We start from the raw sequence: 18002 nt of genomic DNA, 5'->3' as shown, positions 1-18002 counted from the left end.
CAACAGAGTTAACGGTGAGGCATCGCTTGTGGTATTCTGAGCCGCATTAAACTTCAAGCCCGTCATTTGGGGGATGTATGGATCACCGTTTACTCGAAATCATTGCTTGCCCAGTATGTCACGGTAAGCTCAGTTACGATAAAGAAAATTTTGAACTGATTTGCAAAATTGACCGCCTCGCTTTTCCTTTCCGTGATGGTATTCCCGTGCTGTTAGAACATGAAGCACGTGTTCTGCCAACAGAGGAAAAAAGATAATTCATGTTTACTGTCATTATTCCAGCACGTTTTGCTTCATCTCGTTTACCCGGAAAACCATTGGCAGATATACATGGAAAGCCGATGATTGTGCGGGTTATGGAGCGGGTTATCCGTTCTGGTGCCCATCGCGTAATTGTAGCCACAGATAATCAGGCCGTTTTTGATGCAGTTGCCGCTGAAGGTGGTGAAGTCTGCATGACAAGTGAAAATCATCATTCAGGTACAGAACGTTTGGCGGAAGTTATCGACAAATACCAATTTGCCGATAATGAAATTATCGTGAATGTTCAGGGTGATGAACCACTTATTCCCGAACAAATCATCAAACAGGTTGCTGATAATCTGGCAAGAAATGATGCTGGCATGGCAACACTTGCTGTACAAATCCAGGATGCAGAAGAAGCATTCAATCCCAATGTGGTAAAAGTCGTCATGGATGCGCAAGGTTATGCGCTCTATTTTTCACGTGCCACGATCCCGTGGGAACGTGATCGTTTTATGCACTCCAAAGAGACTATCGGAGATAATTTCCTGCGCCATATCGGGATCTATGCTTACAGAGCCGGATTTATTCGTCGCTATGTACAATGGATGCCAAGTCCATTGGAAAATATCGAAATGCTCGAACAGCTACGGGTACTTTGGTACGGAGAAAAAATTCACGTGGCGAAAGCACTGCAAGCACCGGGTGCTGGTGTGGATACACCGGAAGATCTGGATGCAGCCAGAAAAGCTTTTGCAGCACTTTGAGTATAAGAAATTTTGAATGCGCTGGTTTTTGAATAGTAGATCTTTTGAAAACCAGCGGAATTCAGAGCATAAGAAACGTAATTAGGCGATTTGAACCGCCTAATTGGATTGGGTGTTATTAAACAGAATGAGCAGGTTTGTATTTGTATATAGTGATACTGCTAGCGGTTTTCTACCGCGAGTTTGCTAATTATTCGTTCTCTTTATCTGTACTGGAAGGCTTGATTGTTTGCCACATTTTCCCCAGTGTTTCATACCAGGCACGCTCTGTATGGGAAAAATAATAGGACGATGGAATGTATTTTTTCCAGCCATATAATGGAGTTGTGACTGCCAGTTGATTTGCCGGGCCGGGAATAGGGTGCATACCACGTTGTTCGAAAAATTTTAGAGAACGTTTCATATGATTTGCGGAAGTGACAAGAATAAAAGGCTGTTGCGCAACGACCTTTTCAACTTCTGCCGCTTCTTCCTCTGTATCCAGCGGTTTTTTTAATGCTATCGTGTCTTCTACAGGAACTCCCAAAGATTGTGCTACCATAGCAGCGATTTCTGCACTGCTAATTGAATTAACGCCCTTACCCCCGGTAAAAATCATTTTTGCACCAGAATTAAGACGATATAACCGAATACCTTCGGTCACTCTGGGCAAGCTATTACTAATAAGATTGGCACTGGGTGCCCATTCCGGGTTATAAGTGAAACCACCACCAAGAACGACAATGTATTTTACCGGTGGTGTATGTTTGGTATCAGGTTCGTAGCGTTGGATATATTTCCCTTCAACAGGAAGTAACAACTTGTCAGCAACGGGTTGTAAGCCCAATAAAAGTAGCGTAAGCCAGCTCAGTGACAGAATAACTTTCCCCGTTTTTTGCCAGCGGGTAAACCATAACAAGAGTAAAGCAGCCAGAGAGATAAGAATGATTAAAGGTAGCGGCATTAATAGCGCACCAACGTATTTTTTAAGCAGGAATAACATCAATTGGCCTATGGTTTGATTGAATTATCACCGCACAGGGGTAGATTCAGGGCTAAAAGTAGTGAATTTACTGATTACTGTGCCAAAATAACAATAGTAAAAAATAGCAATAGACAGCATAAATATTCAATAGATACATCAAACTTAGTTGATAAGTGAGGCAGTTTTTCATGCGAGATCGCAATTTCGATGATATTGCAGACAAATTTTCGCGTAATATTTACGGCACAACCAAAGGTAAAATCAGACAGGCCGTTGTCTGGCAGGATATCAAAGAATTGCTGAACCATTTACCTCAACAACCACTGCGTATTTTGGATGCAGGAGGTGGTGAAGGAAATATGGCTTGCCAATTAGCTGAATTAGGCCATCAGGTAATATTATGTGACCTCTCTGAAGAAATGATCCAACGGGCAAAAAGTAATGCAGAAGAACGTGGCGTTCTCCATCAGATGCAATTTATCCAAAGTCCGGTACAGGAAATTCACCGATATATTGAACAGCCTGTTGATTTAATTCTGTTCCATGCGGTATTGGAATGGATCACCGATCAAAAAGATGCGATAGAAATATTGGGAGATATAATAACGCCCGGTGGAGCACTCTCATTAATGTTTTATAATGCTAATGGGCTAGTGATGCGCAATGCCATTTTGGGTAATTTTCATTTGGCGACGCCGAATATTCAGCGTCGCCGTAAGCGTTCTCTATCGCCACAAAATCCACTAGTGCCCGAACAGGTATATCAATGGCTCGTTGAACTCAATATGGAAATAACCGGAAAAACAGGAGTCAGGGTTTTTCATGACTATCTGCAAAGTCGCCAATTGCAAAATACAGATTTTCCAGCGTTGCTAGAACTTGAACAACGTTATTGCAGACAAGAGCCCTATATCAGCCTTGGACGCTACATTCATGTGATGGCACGCAAGCCTACCTTAAAGAGCGAATTATGAGTGAATATTCCCAGACTGTTCCTGAACTTGTGTCCTGGGCCAGAAAGAATGATTTTTCCATTTCGTTGCCACCAGAGCGGTTGGCTTTTTTGATGGCAATTGCTGTATTGAATAGTGAACGTCCTGATGGCGAAATGAGTGAAGGAGAGCTGGTTGATGCTTTCCGGGAGGTTTGTAAAGGTTTTGAACAAACTGCGGAAGCTGTTGCGGTTAGGGCGAACAACGCCATTAATGATATGGTACGCCAAAAGCTGCTTAGCCGTTTTACCAGTGAATTAGCAGAGGGGAGTGCTATCTATCGCCTGACTCCATTAGGGATTGGCATTAGTGATTATTATATTCGTCAGCGTGAATTCTCTACGTTGCGTCTTTCCATGCAGCTTTCCATCGTTGCCAATGAACTGCATCGTGCAGCTGAGGCTGCTGAGGAAAGTGGTGATGAATTTCATTGGCATCGCAATGTGTTTGCGCCACTTAAATATTCAGTAGCTGAAATATTTGACAGTATTGATATGTCACAACGCATTATGGATGAGCAACAAAACAGCGTAAAAGCAGATATTGCGGCGTTGCTTAATCAGGATTGGCAGGCAGCTATCGCTAACTGTGAGCAGCTACTGTCTGAAACCTCTGGAACCCTGAGAGAGCTTCAGGACACACTGGAGGCAGCCGGCGATAAACTACAGGCTAATCTACTGCGGATCCAGGATGCCAATATGGTGAATGATGGATCTGAGCTGGTTGATAAACTGGTTTTTGATCTGCAAAACAAACTCGATCGTATTATTAATTGGGGGCAGCAGGCTATTGACCTCTGGATAGGTTACGACCGCCATGTTCACAAATTTATTCGAACTGCCATTGATATGGATAAGAACCGTATTTTTGCTCAGCGTCTTCGCCAATCTATCCAACACTATTTTGATAACCCGTGGGTGCTGACTGTCGCGAATGCAGAGCGTTTGCTGGATATGCGTGATGAAGAGCTAACATTGCGCAATGAAGAAGTCATGGGTGAATTGCCACCAGAAATGGAATACGAAGAGTTTAGTGAAATCAACGAGCAACTGGCGGAGATGGTGGAACAGGCGCTGGCAATTTACCAACAGGCCAAACTTCCGTTGGATTTAGGTGCGGTATTGCGTGACTACCTTGCTCAGCATCCCCGCAAGCGTCATTTTGATGTGGCACGTATTCTGGTGGATCAGGCAGTACGGTTGGGCGTTGCAGAAGCGGATTTCTCTGGATTGCCAGCGGAATGGTTAGCGATTAATGATTACGGAGCCAAGGTGCAGGCACATGTCATCGACACATATTGAACAATTTATGCCAGTTAAACTGGCTCAGGCATTATCCAACACACTTTTTCCAGAATTAGACAGCCAGCTTCGTTCGGGGCGTCATATTGGAATAGATGATCTTGATAATCATGCTTTTTTAATGGATTTTCAGGAGGAGTTGGAAACATTTTACTCACGCTATAACGTCGAGTTAATTCGCGCACCAGAAGGTTTTTTCTACTTACGCCCGCGTTCAAATACGCTGATTTCCCGCTCTGTTTTGTCTGAGTTGGATATGATGGTGGGTAAGATCCTGTGCTATCTCTACCTCAGCCCGGAGCGTTTATCCAATCAGGGCATATTTACTTATCAGGAACTTTATGAAGAGCTGTTGTCATTGGCAGATGAAAACAAATTGATGAAATTGGTTAACCAACGTTCAACCGGCTCTGATTTGGATAAACAAAAACTACAGGAAAAAGTACGTACTTCCTTAAACCGTTTGCGTCGTTTGGGAATGGTCTATTTCCTGCAAAATGACAGTAATAAATTTACGATCGCTGAAGCTGTATTTCGTTTCGGTGCAGATGTACGTAGCGGTGATGATCCACGTGAAGCCCAGTTACGGATGATCCGTGATGGAGAGGCGATGTTGGTGGAAAATAGCTTATCGCGAGAAGGTAATGAACACAAAGAAGCATCAGTGCATTTAGCAGAAGATGCGGAGGATGAGCAGTCATGATTGAACGCGGTAAATTTCGCTCACTGACACTTGTTAATTGGAATGGCTTTTTTGCCAGAACATTTGATCTTGATGAACTGGTAACCACGTTATCGGGTGGTAATGGTGCGGGTAAATCCACGACGATGGCAGCATTTGTCACGGCTTTGATCCCTGACCTGACGCTACTGCATTTCCGGAATACCACGGAGGCAGGAGCAACAAGTGGTTCCCGTGATAAAGGTCTGCACGGAAAACTGCGGGCAGGAGTCTGTTATTCTACACTGGATGTTGTTAATTCCCGTCATCAGAGGATCATTGCTGGTGTACGTTTGCAGCAGGTTGCCGGACGAGACCGGAAAGTTGATATCAAACCCTTTATGATTCAGGGCGTTCCTGCATCAATACAGCCGACACAGTTATTAACCGAAAACATCAGCGAACGTCAGGCGCGGGTTCTGCCATTAAATGAACTGAAAGAGCGTCTTGATGAGATGGATGGCGTCCAGTTCAAACAATTCAACTCCATCGCTGACTACCATGCCTTGATGTTTGATTTAGGTGTGATCCCAAAACGTCTACGTTCTGCCAGTGATCGCAGCAAGTTTTACCGTCTGATTGAAGCATCGCTGTATGGTGGAATTTCCAGTGCCATTACCCGTTCATTGCGTGATTATTTATTGCCAGAAAATAGTGGCGTCAGAAAAGCATTTCAGGATATGGAAGCCGCTCTGCGTGAAAACCGTATCACGCTGGAAGCTATTCGTGTCACACAATCTGACCGCGATTTGTTTAAACATCTTATTACTGAAGCGACGGCATATGTTTCGGCTGATTACATGCGTCATGCTAACGAGCGTCGCATCCATTTAGATGAAGCACTGGCTTTACGTAGTGAATTGTTTGCGGGCCGTCGTCAGCTAGTGACGGAACAGTATCGCCATGTTGAGATGGCACGGGAACTTGCTGAACAGAATGACGCATCTTCTGATTTGGAGATGGATTATCAGGCAGCCAGTGATCATCTGAATCTGGTTCAAACAGCTATGCGTCAGCAAGAGAAAATTGACCGTTACCAGGCGGATGTTGAAGAGTTGACTTATCGACTGGAAGAACAAACTGAAGTTGTTGAAGAAGCGAAAGAATTGCAGGCGGAATATGAGGCGGTTTCTGAGGCGGCTGAACAGGAAGTTGACGAATTGAAAAGCCAGCTTGCTGATTATCAGCAGGCATTAGATGTACAACAAACCCGCGCAATTCAATACCAGCAGGCATTGCAAGCGTTGGAACGTGCTCGTGAGTTTTGCCAGCTTCCTGAATTGTCGATAGAAAATGCAGAAGAATGGCAAGAAACCTATCAGGCTAAAGAGCAGCAGGCAACAGAGACCCTGTTGTCATTGGAACAAAAGCTGAGTGTGGCCGATGCCGCTCATAGCCAGTTCGAGCAAGCTTACCAGCTAGTAAAAAGTATTGTTGGTGAAGTTAGCCGCAGCGAAGCATGGCAAAGTGCTCGCGAAGTACTGCGTGAATGGCCATCTCAGCGTCATTTGGCTGATCGCATTCAACCATTGCGTATTCAACTGGCTGAACTGGAACAACGGTTGAACAGCCAGCAAAACGCAGAGCGTTTGCTGGAAGACTTCTGTAAACGCCATCACCAGCAATATCAGGCGGAAGATCTGGAAGCATTGCAGGGTGAATTAGAAGCCCAGCTAGAAGAATTAAGCCAGAGTGCGCATAAAAGTGGTGAGCGCCGTATGCAGATGCGCCAAGAACTTGAGCAACTCAAGCAGAAAATTCAAGGATTGACATCACGTGCCCCTGTTTGGCTGGCTGCGCAGGAAATGCTGAACCAACTTAGTGAGCAGAGTGGTGAAACGTTCGAAAGTGGTAATGATGTTACGGAATATATGCAGCAGTTGCTGGAACAAGAACGTGAAATCACTGTTGAACGTGACGATGTGGCGGCACAGAAACGTGAATTCGAAAAACAGATTGAGCGTTTGAGCCAGCCGAGTGGTGCAGAAGATAGCCGATTGTTGGCACTGGCGGAGCGTTTTGGTGGAGTTCTTCTCTCAGAAATTTACGATGACATTACCATTGACGATGCACCTTATTTCTCTGCGCTATATGGCCCTGCACGTCATGCGATTGTTGTACCTGATCTTTCTCTGGTACGTCCACATTTGGAAGCATTGGAAGATTGTCCGGAAGATCTCTATCTGATTGAAGGTGATCCACAATCATTCGATGACAGCGTATTCCATTTTGAAGAGCAGGAAAATGCAGTTCTGGTGAAATCCTCCGATCGCCAGTGGCGCTATTCCCGTTATCCTGAAGTACCACTTTTTGGACGGGCGGCAAGGGAAAACCGTCTGGAAGCTCTTAGCGTGGAGCGTGATACACTGGCAGAACGTTACGCAACGCTCTCATTTGATGTACAGAAAATCCAACGCGCGCATCAGGCTTTCAGTCGTTTTGTTGGTAAACACTTATCTGTAGCGTTTGATAACGATCCAGAAGTTGAAATTCGTAGCCTAAACCAGCGTCGTACAGAGCTGGAACGAGAATTGTCACAATTTGAGACTCAGACTCAACAACATCAACAAAAACAGTCTCAGGTAAAAGAGAGTTTGTCTGCACTGAGTCGGTTGATTCCGCAAGTCACGATTTTGTTGGATGAAACACTGATTGATCGTGTAGAAACCGTGCGTGAAGAAATGATTGAAGCACAAGAAGCAGCTCGTTTCTTACAACAGTATGGTGGTGCGTTGAGTAAACTTGAACCATTGGTTTCTGTTTTACAAAGTGATCCTCAACAACATGAACAGTTACAGCGGGATTATGAAACAGCTAAGCATAGTCAAATTAAAGCTAAACAACAGGCTTTTGCTCTGACTGAAGTAGTACAACGTCGTGCGCATTTTAGTTACAGCGACTCGGCGGGAATGCTCAGTGAAAATAGTGACCTGAATGACAAACTGCGTCAGCGTCTTGAACATGCGGAATCTGATCGCCGCCGTGCCCGTGAACAATTGCGCCAGCAGCAGTCGCAATGTGCTCAGTTTAGTCAGGTATTGGCCTCATTGAAGAGTTCTTATGACACCAAACGGGATATGTTGCAGGAACTTGAGCAAGAGATGAAAGAGATCGGTGTTCAGGCTGATGCTGATGCAGAATGTCGTGCCCGTGAACGTCGTGATCAGCTCCATGCTGCCGTGCAATCTAATCGTTCCCGAATTAATCAGCTTGAGAAACAAATTGCATTCTGTGAGGCCGAAATAGAAAACCTCCACAAAAAGCTGCGTAAATCTGAGCGTGATTATTACCTGAAGCGGGAGCAGGTGGTTTCTTCTAAAGCTGGCTGGTGTGCTGTGATGCGGATGGTGAAAGACAATGGTGTTGAACGTCGTCTCCATCGTCGTGAACTGGCTTATATGGATGGCGATGCGTTACGTTCAATGTCAGATAAGGCGTTGGGAGCGTTGCGTCTTGCGGTCGCGGATAATGAGCATTTGCGTGATGCATTGCGATTGTCTGAAGATCCGAAGCGTCCCGAACGTAAGATTCAGTTCTTTGTCGCTGTGTATCAACATCTGCGTGAGAGAATTCGTCAGGATATTATTGGTACTGATGATCCAGTTGATGCTATTGAACAAATGGAAATTGAACTGGCCCGCTTAACGGAGGAATTGACAGCACGCGAGCAAAAATTAGCGATTAGCTCCAAAAGTGTAGCCAATATCATTCGTAAGACCATTCAACGTGAGCAGAACCGTATCCGTATGCTGAACCAGGGGTTACAAACTGTTTCATTCGGTCAGGTAGGTGGTGTGCGCCTGAATGTGAATGTACGTGAAAGCCATTCTGTTTTGCTGGATGTACTTTCTGAGCAGCAGGAGCAGCACCAGGATCTGTTTAACAGCCAGCGTCTGACTTTCTCGGAAGCAATGGCCAAACTTTATCAGCGTTTGAATCCGCAAATCGATATGGGGCAGCGTTTACCTCAAACGATTGGTGAAGAACTACTGGATTATCGTAATTACCTTGAATTAGAAGTCGAGGTAAACCGTGGTTCGGATGGTTGGCTGAAAGCGGAAAGTGGAGCACTTTCCACAGGTGAAGCAATTGGTACGGGGATGTCAATTCTGGTTATGGTCGTACAGAGTTGGGAAGAAGAATCCCGTCGTCTGCGTGGCAAAGATATCTCTCCATGTCGTTTGCTGTTCCTTGATGAAGCAGCCCGTTTGGATGCAAAGTCAATTGCGACACTGTTTGAATTATGTGAACGTTTACATATGCAGTTAATTATCGCAGCGCCAGAGAATATCAGCCCAGAGAAAGGGACAACCTATAAACTGGTGCGTAAGATCTTCAATAATCAGGAACATGTGCATGTTGTTGGGTTGCGAGGTTTTGGACAGGAAGTACCTGCTATCGAACAGCGGCAAGAGCAAGCTCAAGCGATATTCTGAAGATAATTTCTTTTAAACTAATAGATTAAAGCCGTCATTCAATCAAATGATGGCTTTTAATTTATAAAGATAATAATAATGTTTTGGAATATGTACATGGAATCTCATCGTCAGGCGGTGCATTGGGTCTCAGTAGAAAAAATTGAAAAAAGTCTGCGAAATCAGCCGCCAATGGCCGTCAGGTTTGATATTGATGATACGGTATTGTTTTCCAGTCCCGGTTTTTATTGGGGTAAATTGGAATATTCACCAAATAATAATAGCTACCTGTTTTACCTAAAGCATGAAAATTTGGAGAAGAAGTGTTGATTAACTCAGAATATTAATATGAAAGTTTATTGTGTTTATTTCTTATTAATGGCACTTTAAGTGCCTTTTCTTTTTTAGGATTAACATAATCTAATTTATTATAGTAAAAATTTTCTTTTGACTCATGTAATTGGATATAATTGAAAAGCTTTCTGTCTTAATAAGCAATTATGTATATAATTACTATTATTTTCTTCTGATAAAATAGCTCTGCCGATAATTAGAATAAGTCATTGGATAGCCAGATATACCCAGTAAATCTCATGTACAGAAAGGGTATGCATAAAAAGCGAGGTGAACCCTTATGGCAAATAACACGGTAAGATTACTGAAATTTTCTTTTATTTGTAGCATATTAATGGTATCAGAGGGGATTTTTGCAAATCAACAAAATGGATTGATAGCAAATGATGTCCAGCAATTTTCAGGGGAACAAAAAAAAGCAGATAGCAACATCAACTCTACTCAGATAGCTCCTGTATTTTTAACAAATTCTCTTGAAGAAAGTAAGGAACAATTACAGAATTTATTACCGAAAAAAATAACCCCTGTTTTCTCTGAGAAATTAGCCAGATTATATTCGGTAAATAACATGAAACCATTATGGCAGGATAAAAATGCTATACAGCATTTTGAACAGCAATTATTTGATTTATCGTTAGCTGGGTTTCAGCCCCAATTTGGGAAATGGTTTGTGCAACTTAATTCTCCTGAATTAAATGATATGGGACGAGATATTATTCTATCTGATGCTATGCTAGGTTATCTTCATTTCATTAATAACATTCATAAGAAAGGGGATTCGTGGTTATATAGTAAAACACCTTATAAAATCGATTTACCTTCTTCTGATTCCATTGATAAATGGCAAAAGCATATTTTTAATAATAGCCTTAGTGATTATATTTTAGGATTATCTCCTAATCATTCCATGTATGAAAATATGCGCATTGAGATGCTAAAACAATTATCGGATAAGCAGCCGTGGTCTGAATTTTCGATGAAAGAAACGTTAAGACCGGGACAAAGTAGTAAAAGTGTCACCGCATTAAGAAATATATTGATCCGAGCTGATACTTTGGATTCATCAGTAGTCAGGCCAGAAAATAAATTTTATAACAAAGAGTTAGTCGCTGCTGTAAAACGCTTTCAATCTTTGCATGGATTACCTGATGATGGTGTTATTGGGCACTCTACAAGAGTGTGGTTAAATACTACGCCACAAACCCGTGCCAGAATTATGGCTTTGAATATGCAGCGATTACGCATCATTCCTGACAATCTTCCCACCGCGATTTTGGTGAATATTCCGAATTACTCGTTATTTTATTATCTGGATGGCGAAGAAGTCTTAACTTCTAAAGTTATTGTTGGACGCCCAAGCCGAAAGACACCGATTATGAGCAGTGAGATGAATAATGTGGTAATCAACCCTCCCTGGACTGTTCCAGTCAGTATGACCCGCAAAGATATAGCACCAAGAGCCATGCGTGATCCCAATTATTTTCGTAGCCGCGGTTATACGGTTTTTTCCAGTTGGCATAGTGATGCTACCGTTATCAACCCCTCATCAATTAATTGGCGAGTGATAACACCCGGCAATTTCCCTTATCGGATACGACAAGCTCCAGGCCCAACTAACTCATTAGGAAGATTTAAGTTTAATATGCCAAACTCAGAGGCGATATATTTGCATGATACGCCAAATCAGGCATCATTTAATCGAGAAATGAGAGCGATTAGTTCAGGTTGTGTACGTGTTAACAAAGCACCTGAATTGGCCAATATGCTATTGGGAGATGCGGGTTGGGATAAAAGTCGTGTGAGTAATTCTTTGAAAACGTGGACAACAAGGTATGTGAATATACCGAAAAAAATCCCAGTATTCCTTTATTATCAGACAGCTTGGGTCGATAAAACAGGAAAGCCTCAATATCGGGAAGATATTTATGAATATGATAGCAATGCCAGAAAGAAATCTGAACTGGTGTCCCAAGTTTTGGCAATCAAACGAGATACATTGTCACCATAATTTTTATTAAATTATGAATAAAAAATTAATAATCGCATTTATGCAGTGAGGATAAGGAATTTATATCCTCACTGCTATTTTTTCTGCCACTCATTTTTTATCCCTTCCGATAGTTTTTCTTTTAATTACAACGTAATTATCTTGATCAGATCAAATAATATTTTGCATTAATTCAACATATATATTTAAATTGTGTTTAATATAAATCGTGATATGTAAAGCAGATCACAAATATTAACTGGTAAATTTACAGTAATATACAAAAATAGGAAGAATTACTTTTTGTCTGTTGCTGTATTGTTAATTGATTAAATATAATTGTTAATATAGCTTTGAAATTATCCATATACCTCTATGAATTTCAAGATACAGTCAATAAAGAATAAGGCTATATATTGAAAGACAATGGGGGATAAATCATAGAATAGCAGGGCATAATACATGAATAATATTGATCATAACCGCCGTAAGTGGCTCGGCGTAGGTATGGTTGCATTGGGGTTAGGTTTATTGCCTCAACATGCATTAGCCACATTGACAACTCTACGCCCCAGAAGCCTACGTATAGATAATCTCCATACCGGAGAAACCATTAAAACCGAATTTTTTGACGGTCACCAATATAACAAATCCGAACTTGATCGTCTGAATTATTTATTCCGTGATTATCGCCAAAATGAAATCAAAACAATTGATCCGAAGTTATTTGACCAGATTTACTTATTACAAATGATAATGGGAATAAATAAATCTATTCAGTTGATATCGGGCTATCGTTCATTAAAAACTAATAATATGTTACGCCATAAAAGCTCTGGTGTGGCAAAACATAGTTATCATACCCGTGGTCAGGCAATGGATTTTCATATCGATGGGGTGGAGCTGTCACATATTTGTAAGGCGGCACTGAAGATGAGAGCAGGTGGAGTCGGGTTCTATCCAAAAAGTAATTTTATTCATATTGATACAGGCCCGGTCAGGACGTGGTAATCTTAATATATTCTTTCATTTTTCAAGTTGCTTCTCTGTTCGCTGTGCTATAACTTGAAAATTTATTGGGTATATTAAGAAATTATCCTGATTGTGGAGTTAAATAATATAATGAAATACCACATTATGCCTGTCACCGCTGCGATGCAGAATTGTACGTTGGTTTGGTGCGAGGAAACTCTGGAGGCTGCAATTGTTGACCCCGGTGGTGAAGCTAAAAAACTGATATCTGAAATAGAACGTCGGGGGTTAAAGTTAACTCAAATTTTACTGACACATGGTCACTTTGATCATGTTGGTGCAACTGTTGATATTGCTACTTATTTTAATGTGCCGGTTCATGGGCCGCATAAAGCCGATGCGTATTGGATAGAAGCATTAGAAGTTCAATGTCAGATGTTTGGTGTCGAAGAATGCCCATCCTTTACTCCTGAACGTTGGTTGGATGAAGGGGATACATTACAAATTGGCAATATTCGACTTTCTGTTTTGCATTGTCCGGGGCATACTCCAGGGCATATCATCTTTGCTAATCATACTGAGAAATTAATCTCAATGGGGGATGTACTGTTCAAAGGCAGTATCGGGCGCACGGATTTTCCGGGCGGAAATTATGATGAGTTGATCCAATCTATTAAAGAAAAAGTGTTACCTTTGGGAGATGATTATCAATTCATTCCCGGACATGGGCCAATGTCAACATTGGGCCATGAGCGAAAAACTAACCCCTTTTTGTAAAACCGATCAATCAATTTTCAGACACAGGGATTTTGAGTTAAAAACAATAAAGCCGCTAAACAAGCGGCTTTATTGTCAGGATGCTTATGTATCTATGAAAGTTAAAGAACAGCAACGATAGCTTCACACAGAGGAACCATATTCTCCAGTGTTAAGCCTGCTACGTTAATACGACCAGAGCTGACTGCATAAACGGCGTATTCTTCACGCAGGCGCTCAACTTGTTCTTTAGTCAGGCCACTGAATGAGAACATACCATTTTGAGCGATGATGAAGCTGAAATCTTGTTTTGTCCCTTTTTCCTGCAAAGTGTTTACAAACAACTGGCGCATACGCTGAATGCGTTCACGCATTGTTGCCAATTCCTGAACCCATTCTGCTTTCAGTTCTTCGTTGGACAGAATGGTTGTTACTACAGATGCACCATGCGATGGTGGATTAGAGTAGTTGGTACGAACAATAGATTTCGCCTGACTGAATGCTTTTTCTGCGGTGTCACTATCTGCTGCAACGATGGTGCAAGCGCCTACACGTTCGTTGTACAGGCCGAAGTTTTTGGAGTAAGAGCTGGCAATGAGCAGTTCATTGTGATTTTTAGTAAAAATGCGCAGACCTTCGGCGTCTTCATCCAGACCTTTGGCGAAGCCTTGATAAGCGAAATCGAATACAGGCAACCAGCCATTTGCCGCAGATAAATCTGCCAGTTTCTGCCACTGTTCAGCGGTTGGATCAATACCGGTTGGGTTATGGCAGCAGCCATGCAGCAGAACGACATCACCTGCCTGTGCTTCAGACAGACTGGCAAGCATACCTTCGAAATCCAGTGCGTGTTTTTCTGCATTGTAATAGTTGTATTCGCGGATCTCTAAACCGGCACTGGCGAAAACACCTTTATGGTTTGGCCAGGTTGGGCTGCTGATCCAAACACGTTTGGCATTGGTTTGTTTCGCAATAAAATCAGCGGCAATACGCAGCGCACCTGTTCCGCCTGGGCTTTGTACAGTACGGGCACGTTTGTCAGTAACGATAGCACTGGTGTTGCCGAAGAGCAGTTCTTGAGTTACGCGACCAAATTCCGGTAATCCGCTAATTGCCAGATAATTTTTAGTGGTTTCATTTTCCAGCAGGAATTTTTCTGCTTTTTTAACGGTCGTCAGGACAGGGGTTTTACCGGTTTCATCTTTGTAGACACCAATACCCAGGTTGATTTTATTTTCGCGGGGATCAGCTTTAAAACTATCCGCTAAACCAAGTATGGGGTCGGCAGGCGCTGCTGTGATTTTCTCAAACATTTTTTCAATTCCAAAATTTGGAGAGTTAAGCCCAAAATGAGTTATACGCCGCTCAGGGTAACCTTAAGGAACTCATTTGCCAACCACTAGTAGTAAAAAGAATAAAATCTTGTGAAGTAGTTTACGGAGTGAAGAAAATAGTCAGAAAAAACAGTGAAGTAAAATACAAAAAGCAGCGCCGGAGCGCTGCTTTTCTAAGATAAATATGTTTAACTTTTCGCTAAACAGTTTATCAGCAATGATTAGAACTGATAAGTCAGGCCAACACCGAATACGTTACGAGCACCTGTGTCTTGACCTTCGTTTTTGTCCAGCAGGTTGATTTTGTAATCAACATAGGTAGACAGGTTTTTGTTAAAGTAGTAGTAAGAACCTACAGAAACATATTTAACCAGATCAGCACCAGTAGTGCTTCTTGGTTCACCTAAATTTTTACCTTTGGACTGTACATAAGCCAGTGATGGTTTCAGACCATAGTCAGAGAACAGGTATTGTGCAACTAATTCAACGTTTTGAGTTTTATTAGCAATACCTTTGTGTTCGTCACCAGCAATTTTTACTGAACCAGGGGTCATATTGCGGGTTTCGCCGTACATTGCTGCCAGATATACGTTGTTAGCATCGTATTTAGCACCGATGTTCCATGCTTCTGCACGTTTGCCGTGGGCATAACCAGTATTCCATTGGTCATTTGCACGAGCAGAGTTAGCGTAAGAACCACCAACAGTAAGACCATCAACTATGCTATAAGTAACAGCTAAACCGTAACCATCACCGTTTGCTTTATCACCACTGCGGCTGTTTTTAGTACGATCGCTGTTTTGACCCTGATATTGCAGAGCAAAGTTCAGACCATCAACCAGACCAAAGAAGTCAGTGTTACGGTAGGTCAACAGGCCAGTAGCACGGCCAGTCATATAGTTATCAGTTTTAGCCATGGAGTCACCACCAAAGATTGGCAGTACGTCAGTCCATGCGTTAATGTCGTAGTTTACGCCGTAGTTACGACCGTAATCCAGTGAACCGTAGTTAGCGAATTTCAAACCCGCAAAAGCCAGACGAGTAGCAGTATCTTGCTTACCTTCTTCAGTATGAGCTTTCAGGTTGTATTCCCAACGACCGAAACCAATCAGTTGATCAGAGATCTGAGTTTCGCCTTTGATGCCGATACGAGCGTAAGAAGCATCACCATCTTCTTTGCTTCTCTTATCGGAGAACTGATGACGCACGTCTACTTTACCGTACAGATCCAGTTTGTTACCATCTTTGTTGAAAATTTCGGCTGCGTTTGCTGTACCAGCAACCAGCAGAGCTGGAATTACCACTGCAAGAATATTGCGCTTCATTATTATTACCCTCATTGGTGTTATTCAGACATCTGTTACTGCCAGAAACAGAACACTAAAGTTTTTGGAACTATTTATGGGTATCAGGTGTCTTATTAATCTGCGCTCAGTGTTCCATTGGTCATAGGTTTTATCCACCTTCAAAATGCTACAAAAGCACAAAATTAGTAACAAAGTGAAAATAGATATTTCAAATTGTAAATGTCAAGGAACTTTTTTTGCACTGTTTTCGCCATAGAATGAAAAAAGCCAGCAAATGCTGGCTTTTCTTAGGATTAAATATTGCTCATTTATTGAGCTGATTCATTAGAAACTTGCGTTTCTTGGTGTTCGTGGGAATGGGATAACATCGCGTACGTTTGATACACCAGTAACATAAGCCACCAGACGTTCAAAGCCCAGACCGAAACCAGAATGAGGAACGGTGCCATAACGGCGGAGATCACGATACCACCAATAATCTTCTTTGTTTAGTCCCATCTCTTCCATACGCTTATCCAGCATGTCCAAACGTTCTTCACGTTGGGAACCACCAATAATCTCACCAATGCCTGGCGCTAGAACATCCATTGCAGCAACAGTTTTGCCATCTTCATTCATGCGCATGTAAAAGGCTTTGATGTCTTTTGGATAGTTTTTCATAATAACTGGCGCACCAAAGTGCTTCTCTGCCAGATAGCGTTCATGTTCAGAGGCTAAATCAACACCCCAGTAAACAGGGTTTTCAAATTTATGACCACAGTTTTCCAGAATTTCAATGGCATCAGTGTAATCCAACTGAACAAAGTCTGAATCAACAAATTTTTCCAGTCGAGTAATGACTTCGCTATCAACACGTTCTGCAAAGAAAGCGAGATCATCAGCACGTTCTGCCAAAGCTGCCTTGAAGACATACTTCAGCATTTCTTCAGCGAGTTTGGCGATATCGTTCAGATCGGCAAAAGCGACTTCTGGCTCAAGCATCCAGAACTCAGCCAAATGGCGGCTGGTATTGGAGTTTTCAGCACGGAAAGTCGGCCCGAAGGTATAGACTTTGCTCAATGCACAGGCATAGGCTTCACCGTTCAACTGACCAGATACTGTCAGGAAGGCTTCACGCCCGAAGAAATCCTTACTGAAATCAACTTCGCCTTTATCCGTCAGTGGCAGGTTTTGCAGATCCAAAGTGGAAACGCGGAACATTTCACCTGCTCCCTCGGTATCTGAAGCAGTGATCAAGGGCGAAGATACCCAAAAGAAACCTTTCTCATGATAAAAACGATGCAAAGCTTGTGCCAGAGTGTGACGAACACGGGCAACTGCACCAATCAGGTTAGTACGTGGGCGGAGGTGGGCTACTTCACGCAAGTATTCGATGCTGTGGCGTTTCGCCGCCATTGGGTAAGTATCAGGATCTTCCACCATACCAATAACAACCACTTTGGTTGCTTGCAGCTCGAAACTCTGGCCTTTACCTTGTGATTCTACTACTGTGCCAGTCACTTCCACAGAGCAGCCAGTAGTCAGATTCAGAACTTTATCCTGGTAATTAGGTAAATTATTATTAACGACGGCCTGTAATGGATTAAAGCAGGAACCGTCATAGACGGCGAGGAATGAGATACCAGCTTTAGAATCTCTCCTTGTACGTACCCAGCCGCGGACGGTGACTTCGCTGCCAACCGGAACACGGCCTTGCAGTACATCGACTACAGGCGCTACGCTCATAAATTTCTCTCTTCTTTTATATGATAGTGAAATAATTAATTAGATTTATTGTAAATAGTGTCAAACAAGCACTATGGCCCCTTATCTTACTTGTCATCTCACAGGAAACAAGCAGAAATTAAGGGGATTAATAGGGAAATAAAGAGAAAAGATATTTTTCTTCC

At 42.5% G+C, this 18002-nt stretch carries 13 protein-coding genes and 1 pseudogene; 10 read left to right on the top strand and 4 right to left on the bottom strand.

The annotated features are described in order from the left end of the window. The first annotated feature begins 77 nt into the window (after nt 1–77). Entirely contained in the window at nt 78–257 is a 180-nt protein-coding gene (locus AAC852_RS17320) for a Trm112 family protein (RefSeq protein WP_038269284.1), read from the top strand. A gap of 3 nt (nt 258–260) precedes the next feature. Then, the gene (gene kdsB, locus AAC852_RS17315; RefSeq protein ID WP_187649844.1) at nt 261–1010 is read left to right on the top strand and encodes a 3-deoxy-manno-octulosonate cytidylyltransferase; all 750 of its coding nucleotides are present in this window, start codon (nt 261–263) and stop codon (nt 1008–1010) included. A 190-nt stretch (nt 1011–1200) separates the two neighbouring features. Here kdsB and elyC read toward each other — a convergent pair whose 3' ends face one another. Continuing rightward, nucleotides 1201–1992 (bottom strand): envelope biogenesis factor ElyC, encoded by a 792-nt coding sequence (elyC, locus tag AAC852_RS17310; RefSeq protein ID WP_340622063.1) that lies wholly within the window; start codon nt 1990–1992, stop codon nt 1201–1203. Between the two features lie 170 nt (nt 1993–2162). Between elyC and cmoM the strand changes: the two genes are divergently transcribed. The 8 genes and pseudogenes from cmoM (at nt 2163) to AAC852_RS17270 (ending at nt 13493) form a co-directional block, all read left to right on the top strand. Then, nucleotides 2163–2948 (top strand): tRNA uridine 5-oxyacetic acid(34) methyltransferase CmoM, encoded by a 786-nt coding sequence (gene cmoM, locus AAC852_RS17305; protein ID WP_340622062.1) that lies wholly within the window; start codon nt 2163–2165, stop codon nt 2946–2948. Next, complete coding sequence (gene mukF, locus AAC852_RS17300) at nt 2945–4267, top strand: chromosome partition protein MukF (protein ID WP_340622061.1); 1323 nt, start codon at nt 2945–2947, stop codon at nt 4265–4267. Before cmoM ends, mukF begins: the two co-directional genes overlap by 4 nt. Then, nucleotides 4248–4970 carry a chromosome partition protein MukE gene (gene mukE / locus AAC852_RS17295; protein ID WP_340622060.1) on the top strand — a complete coding sequence of 241 codons (723 nt, stop codon included), beginning with the start codon at nt 4248–4250 and terminating at the stop codon, nt 4968–4970. Before mukF ends, mukE begins: the two co-directional genes overlap by 20 nt. Continuing rightward, on the top strand, nt 4967–9424 hold the full coding sequence (gene mukB / locus AAC852_RS17290; protein ID WP_340622059.1) for a chromosome partition protein MukB: 4458 nt from the start codon (nt 4967–4969) through the stop codon (nt 9422–9424). Before mukE ends, mukB begins: the two co-directional genes overlap by 4 nt. A 111-nt stretch (nt 9425–9535) precedes the next feature. After that, nucleotides 9536–9694, top strand: a pseudogene (aphA, locus tag AAC852_RS17285) (acid phosphatase AphA); the annotation flags it as partial. A 343-nt stretch (nt 9695–10037) separates the two neighbouring features. Beyond that, nucleotides 10038–11765: a L,D-transpeptidase gene (ldtD, locus tag AAC852_RS17280; RefSeq protein ID WP_340622058.1), complete on the top strand. Its 1728-nt coding sequence runs from the start codon at nt 10038–10040 to the stop codon at nt 11763–11765. Nucleotides 11766–12206: 441 nt separating this feature from the next. Beyond that, nucleotides 12207–12755, top strand: coding sequence for a peptidoglycan L,D-endopeptidase MepK (gene mepK, locus AAC852_RS17275; RefSeq protein WP_340622057.1), 549 nt, complete (start codon nt 12207–12209; stop codon nt 12753–12755). Nucleotides 12756–12866: 111 nt separating this feature from the next. Next, nucleotides 12867–13493, top strand: a complete 627-nt coding sequence (locus tag AAC852_RS17270; RefSeq protein ID WP_340622056.1) for an MBL fold metallo-hydrolase — start codon at nt 12867–12869, stop codon at nt 13491–13493. A gap of 101 nt (nt 13494–13594) precedes the next feature. Here the strand turns inward: AAC852_RS17270 and AAC852_RS17265 are convergent, their stop codons facing one another. The 3 genes from AAC852_RS17265 to asnS all read right to left on the bottom strand — a co-directional run bounded on the left by AAC852_RS17265 (nt 13595) and on the right by asnS (nt 17838). Further along, a complete protein-coding gene (locus tag AAC852_RS17265; RefSeq protein ID WP_340622055.1) occupies nt 13595–14785 on the bottom strand; it encodes an amino acid aminotransferase in 1191 nt (396 codons plus the stop codon). 242 nt (nt 14786–15027) lie between these two features. Then, nucleotides 15028–16131, bottom strand: a complete 1104-nt coding sequence (locus tag AAC852_RS17260; RefSeq protein ID WP_340622054.1) for a porin — start codon at nt 16129–16131, stop codon at nt 15028–15030. Between the two features lie 306 nt (nt 16132–16437). Beyond that, nucleotides 16438–17838, bottom strand: a complete 1401-nt coding sequence (gene asnS / locus AAC852_RS17255) for an asparagine--tRNA ligase (protein WP_340622053.1) — start codon at nt 17836–17838, stop codon at nt 16438–16440. Nucleotides 17839–18002 lie beyond the last annotated feature (164 nt).

Source organism: Xenorhabdus siamensis, assembly GCF_037996745.1.
In the GTDB taxonomy this organism is placed as follows: Bacteria; Pseudomonadota; Gammaproteobacteria; order Enterobacterales; family Enterobacteriaceae; genus Xenorhabdus; species Xenorhabdus indica.
Note: the sequence above shows the minus strand (reverse complement) of the source record. Positions and strands in the feature narration are given on the sequence as shown.

Coding starts and splice junctions, on each gene's coding strand:
- cmoM (WP_340622062.1), top strand. CDS start 2,163: ATGCGAGATCGCAATTTCGATGATATTGCAGACAAATTTTCGCGTAAT.
- mukB (WP_340622059.1), top strand. CDS start 4,967: ATGATTGAACGCGGTAAATTTCGCTCACTGACACTTGTTAATTGGAAT.
- asnS (WP_340622053.1), bottom strand. CDS start 17,838: ATGAGCGTAGCGCCTGTAGTCGATGTACTGCAAGGCCGTGTTCCGGTT.
- mukF (WP_340622061.1), top strand. CDS start 2,945: ATGAGTGAATATTCCCAGACTGTTCCTGAACTTGTGTCCTGGGCCAGA.
- mepK (WP_340622057.1), top strand. CDS start 12,207: ATGAATAATATTGATCATAACCGCCGTAAGTGGCTCGGCGTAGGTATG.
- mukE (WP_340622060.1), top strand. CDS start 4,248: ATGTCATCGACACATATTGAACAATTTATGCCAGTTAAACTGGCTCAG.
- AAC852_RS17260 (WP_340622054.1), bottom strand. CDS start 16,131: ATGAAGCGCAATATTCTTGCAGTGGTAATTCCAGCTCTGCTGGTTGCT.
- elyC (WP_340622063.1), bottom strand. CDS start 1,992: ATGTTATTCCTGCTTAAAAAATACGTTGGTGCGCTATTAATGCCGCTA.
- AAC852_RS17320 (WP_038269284.1), top strand. CDS start 78: ATGGATCACCGTTTACTCGAAATCATTGCTTGCCCAGTATGTCACGGT.
- kdsB (WP_187649844.1), top strand. CDS start 261: ATGTTTACTGTCATTATTCCAGCACGTTTTGCTTCATCTCGTTTACCC.
- ldtD (WP_340622058.1), top strand. CDS start 10,038: ATGGCAAATAACACGGTAAGATTACTGAAATTTTCTTTTATTTGTAGC.
- AAC852_RS17270 (WP_340622056.1), top strand. CDS start 12,867: ATGAAATACCACATTATGCCTGTCACCGCTGCGATGCAGAATTGTACG.
- AAC852_RS17265 (WP_340622055.1), bottom strand. CDS start 14,785: ATGTTTGAGAAAATCACAGCAGCGCCTGCCGACCCCATACTTGGTTTA.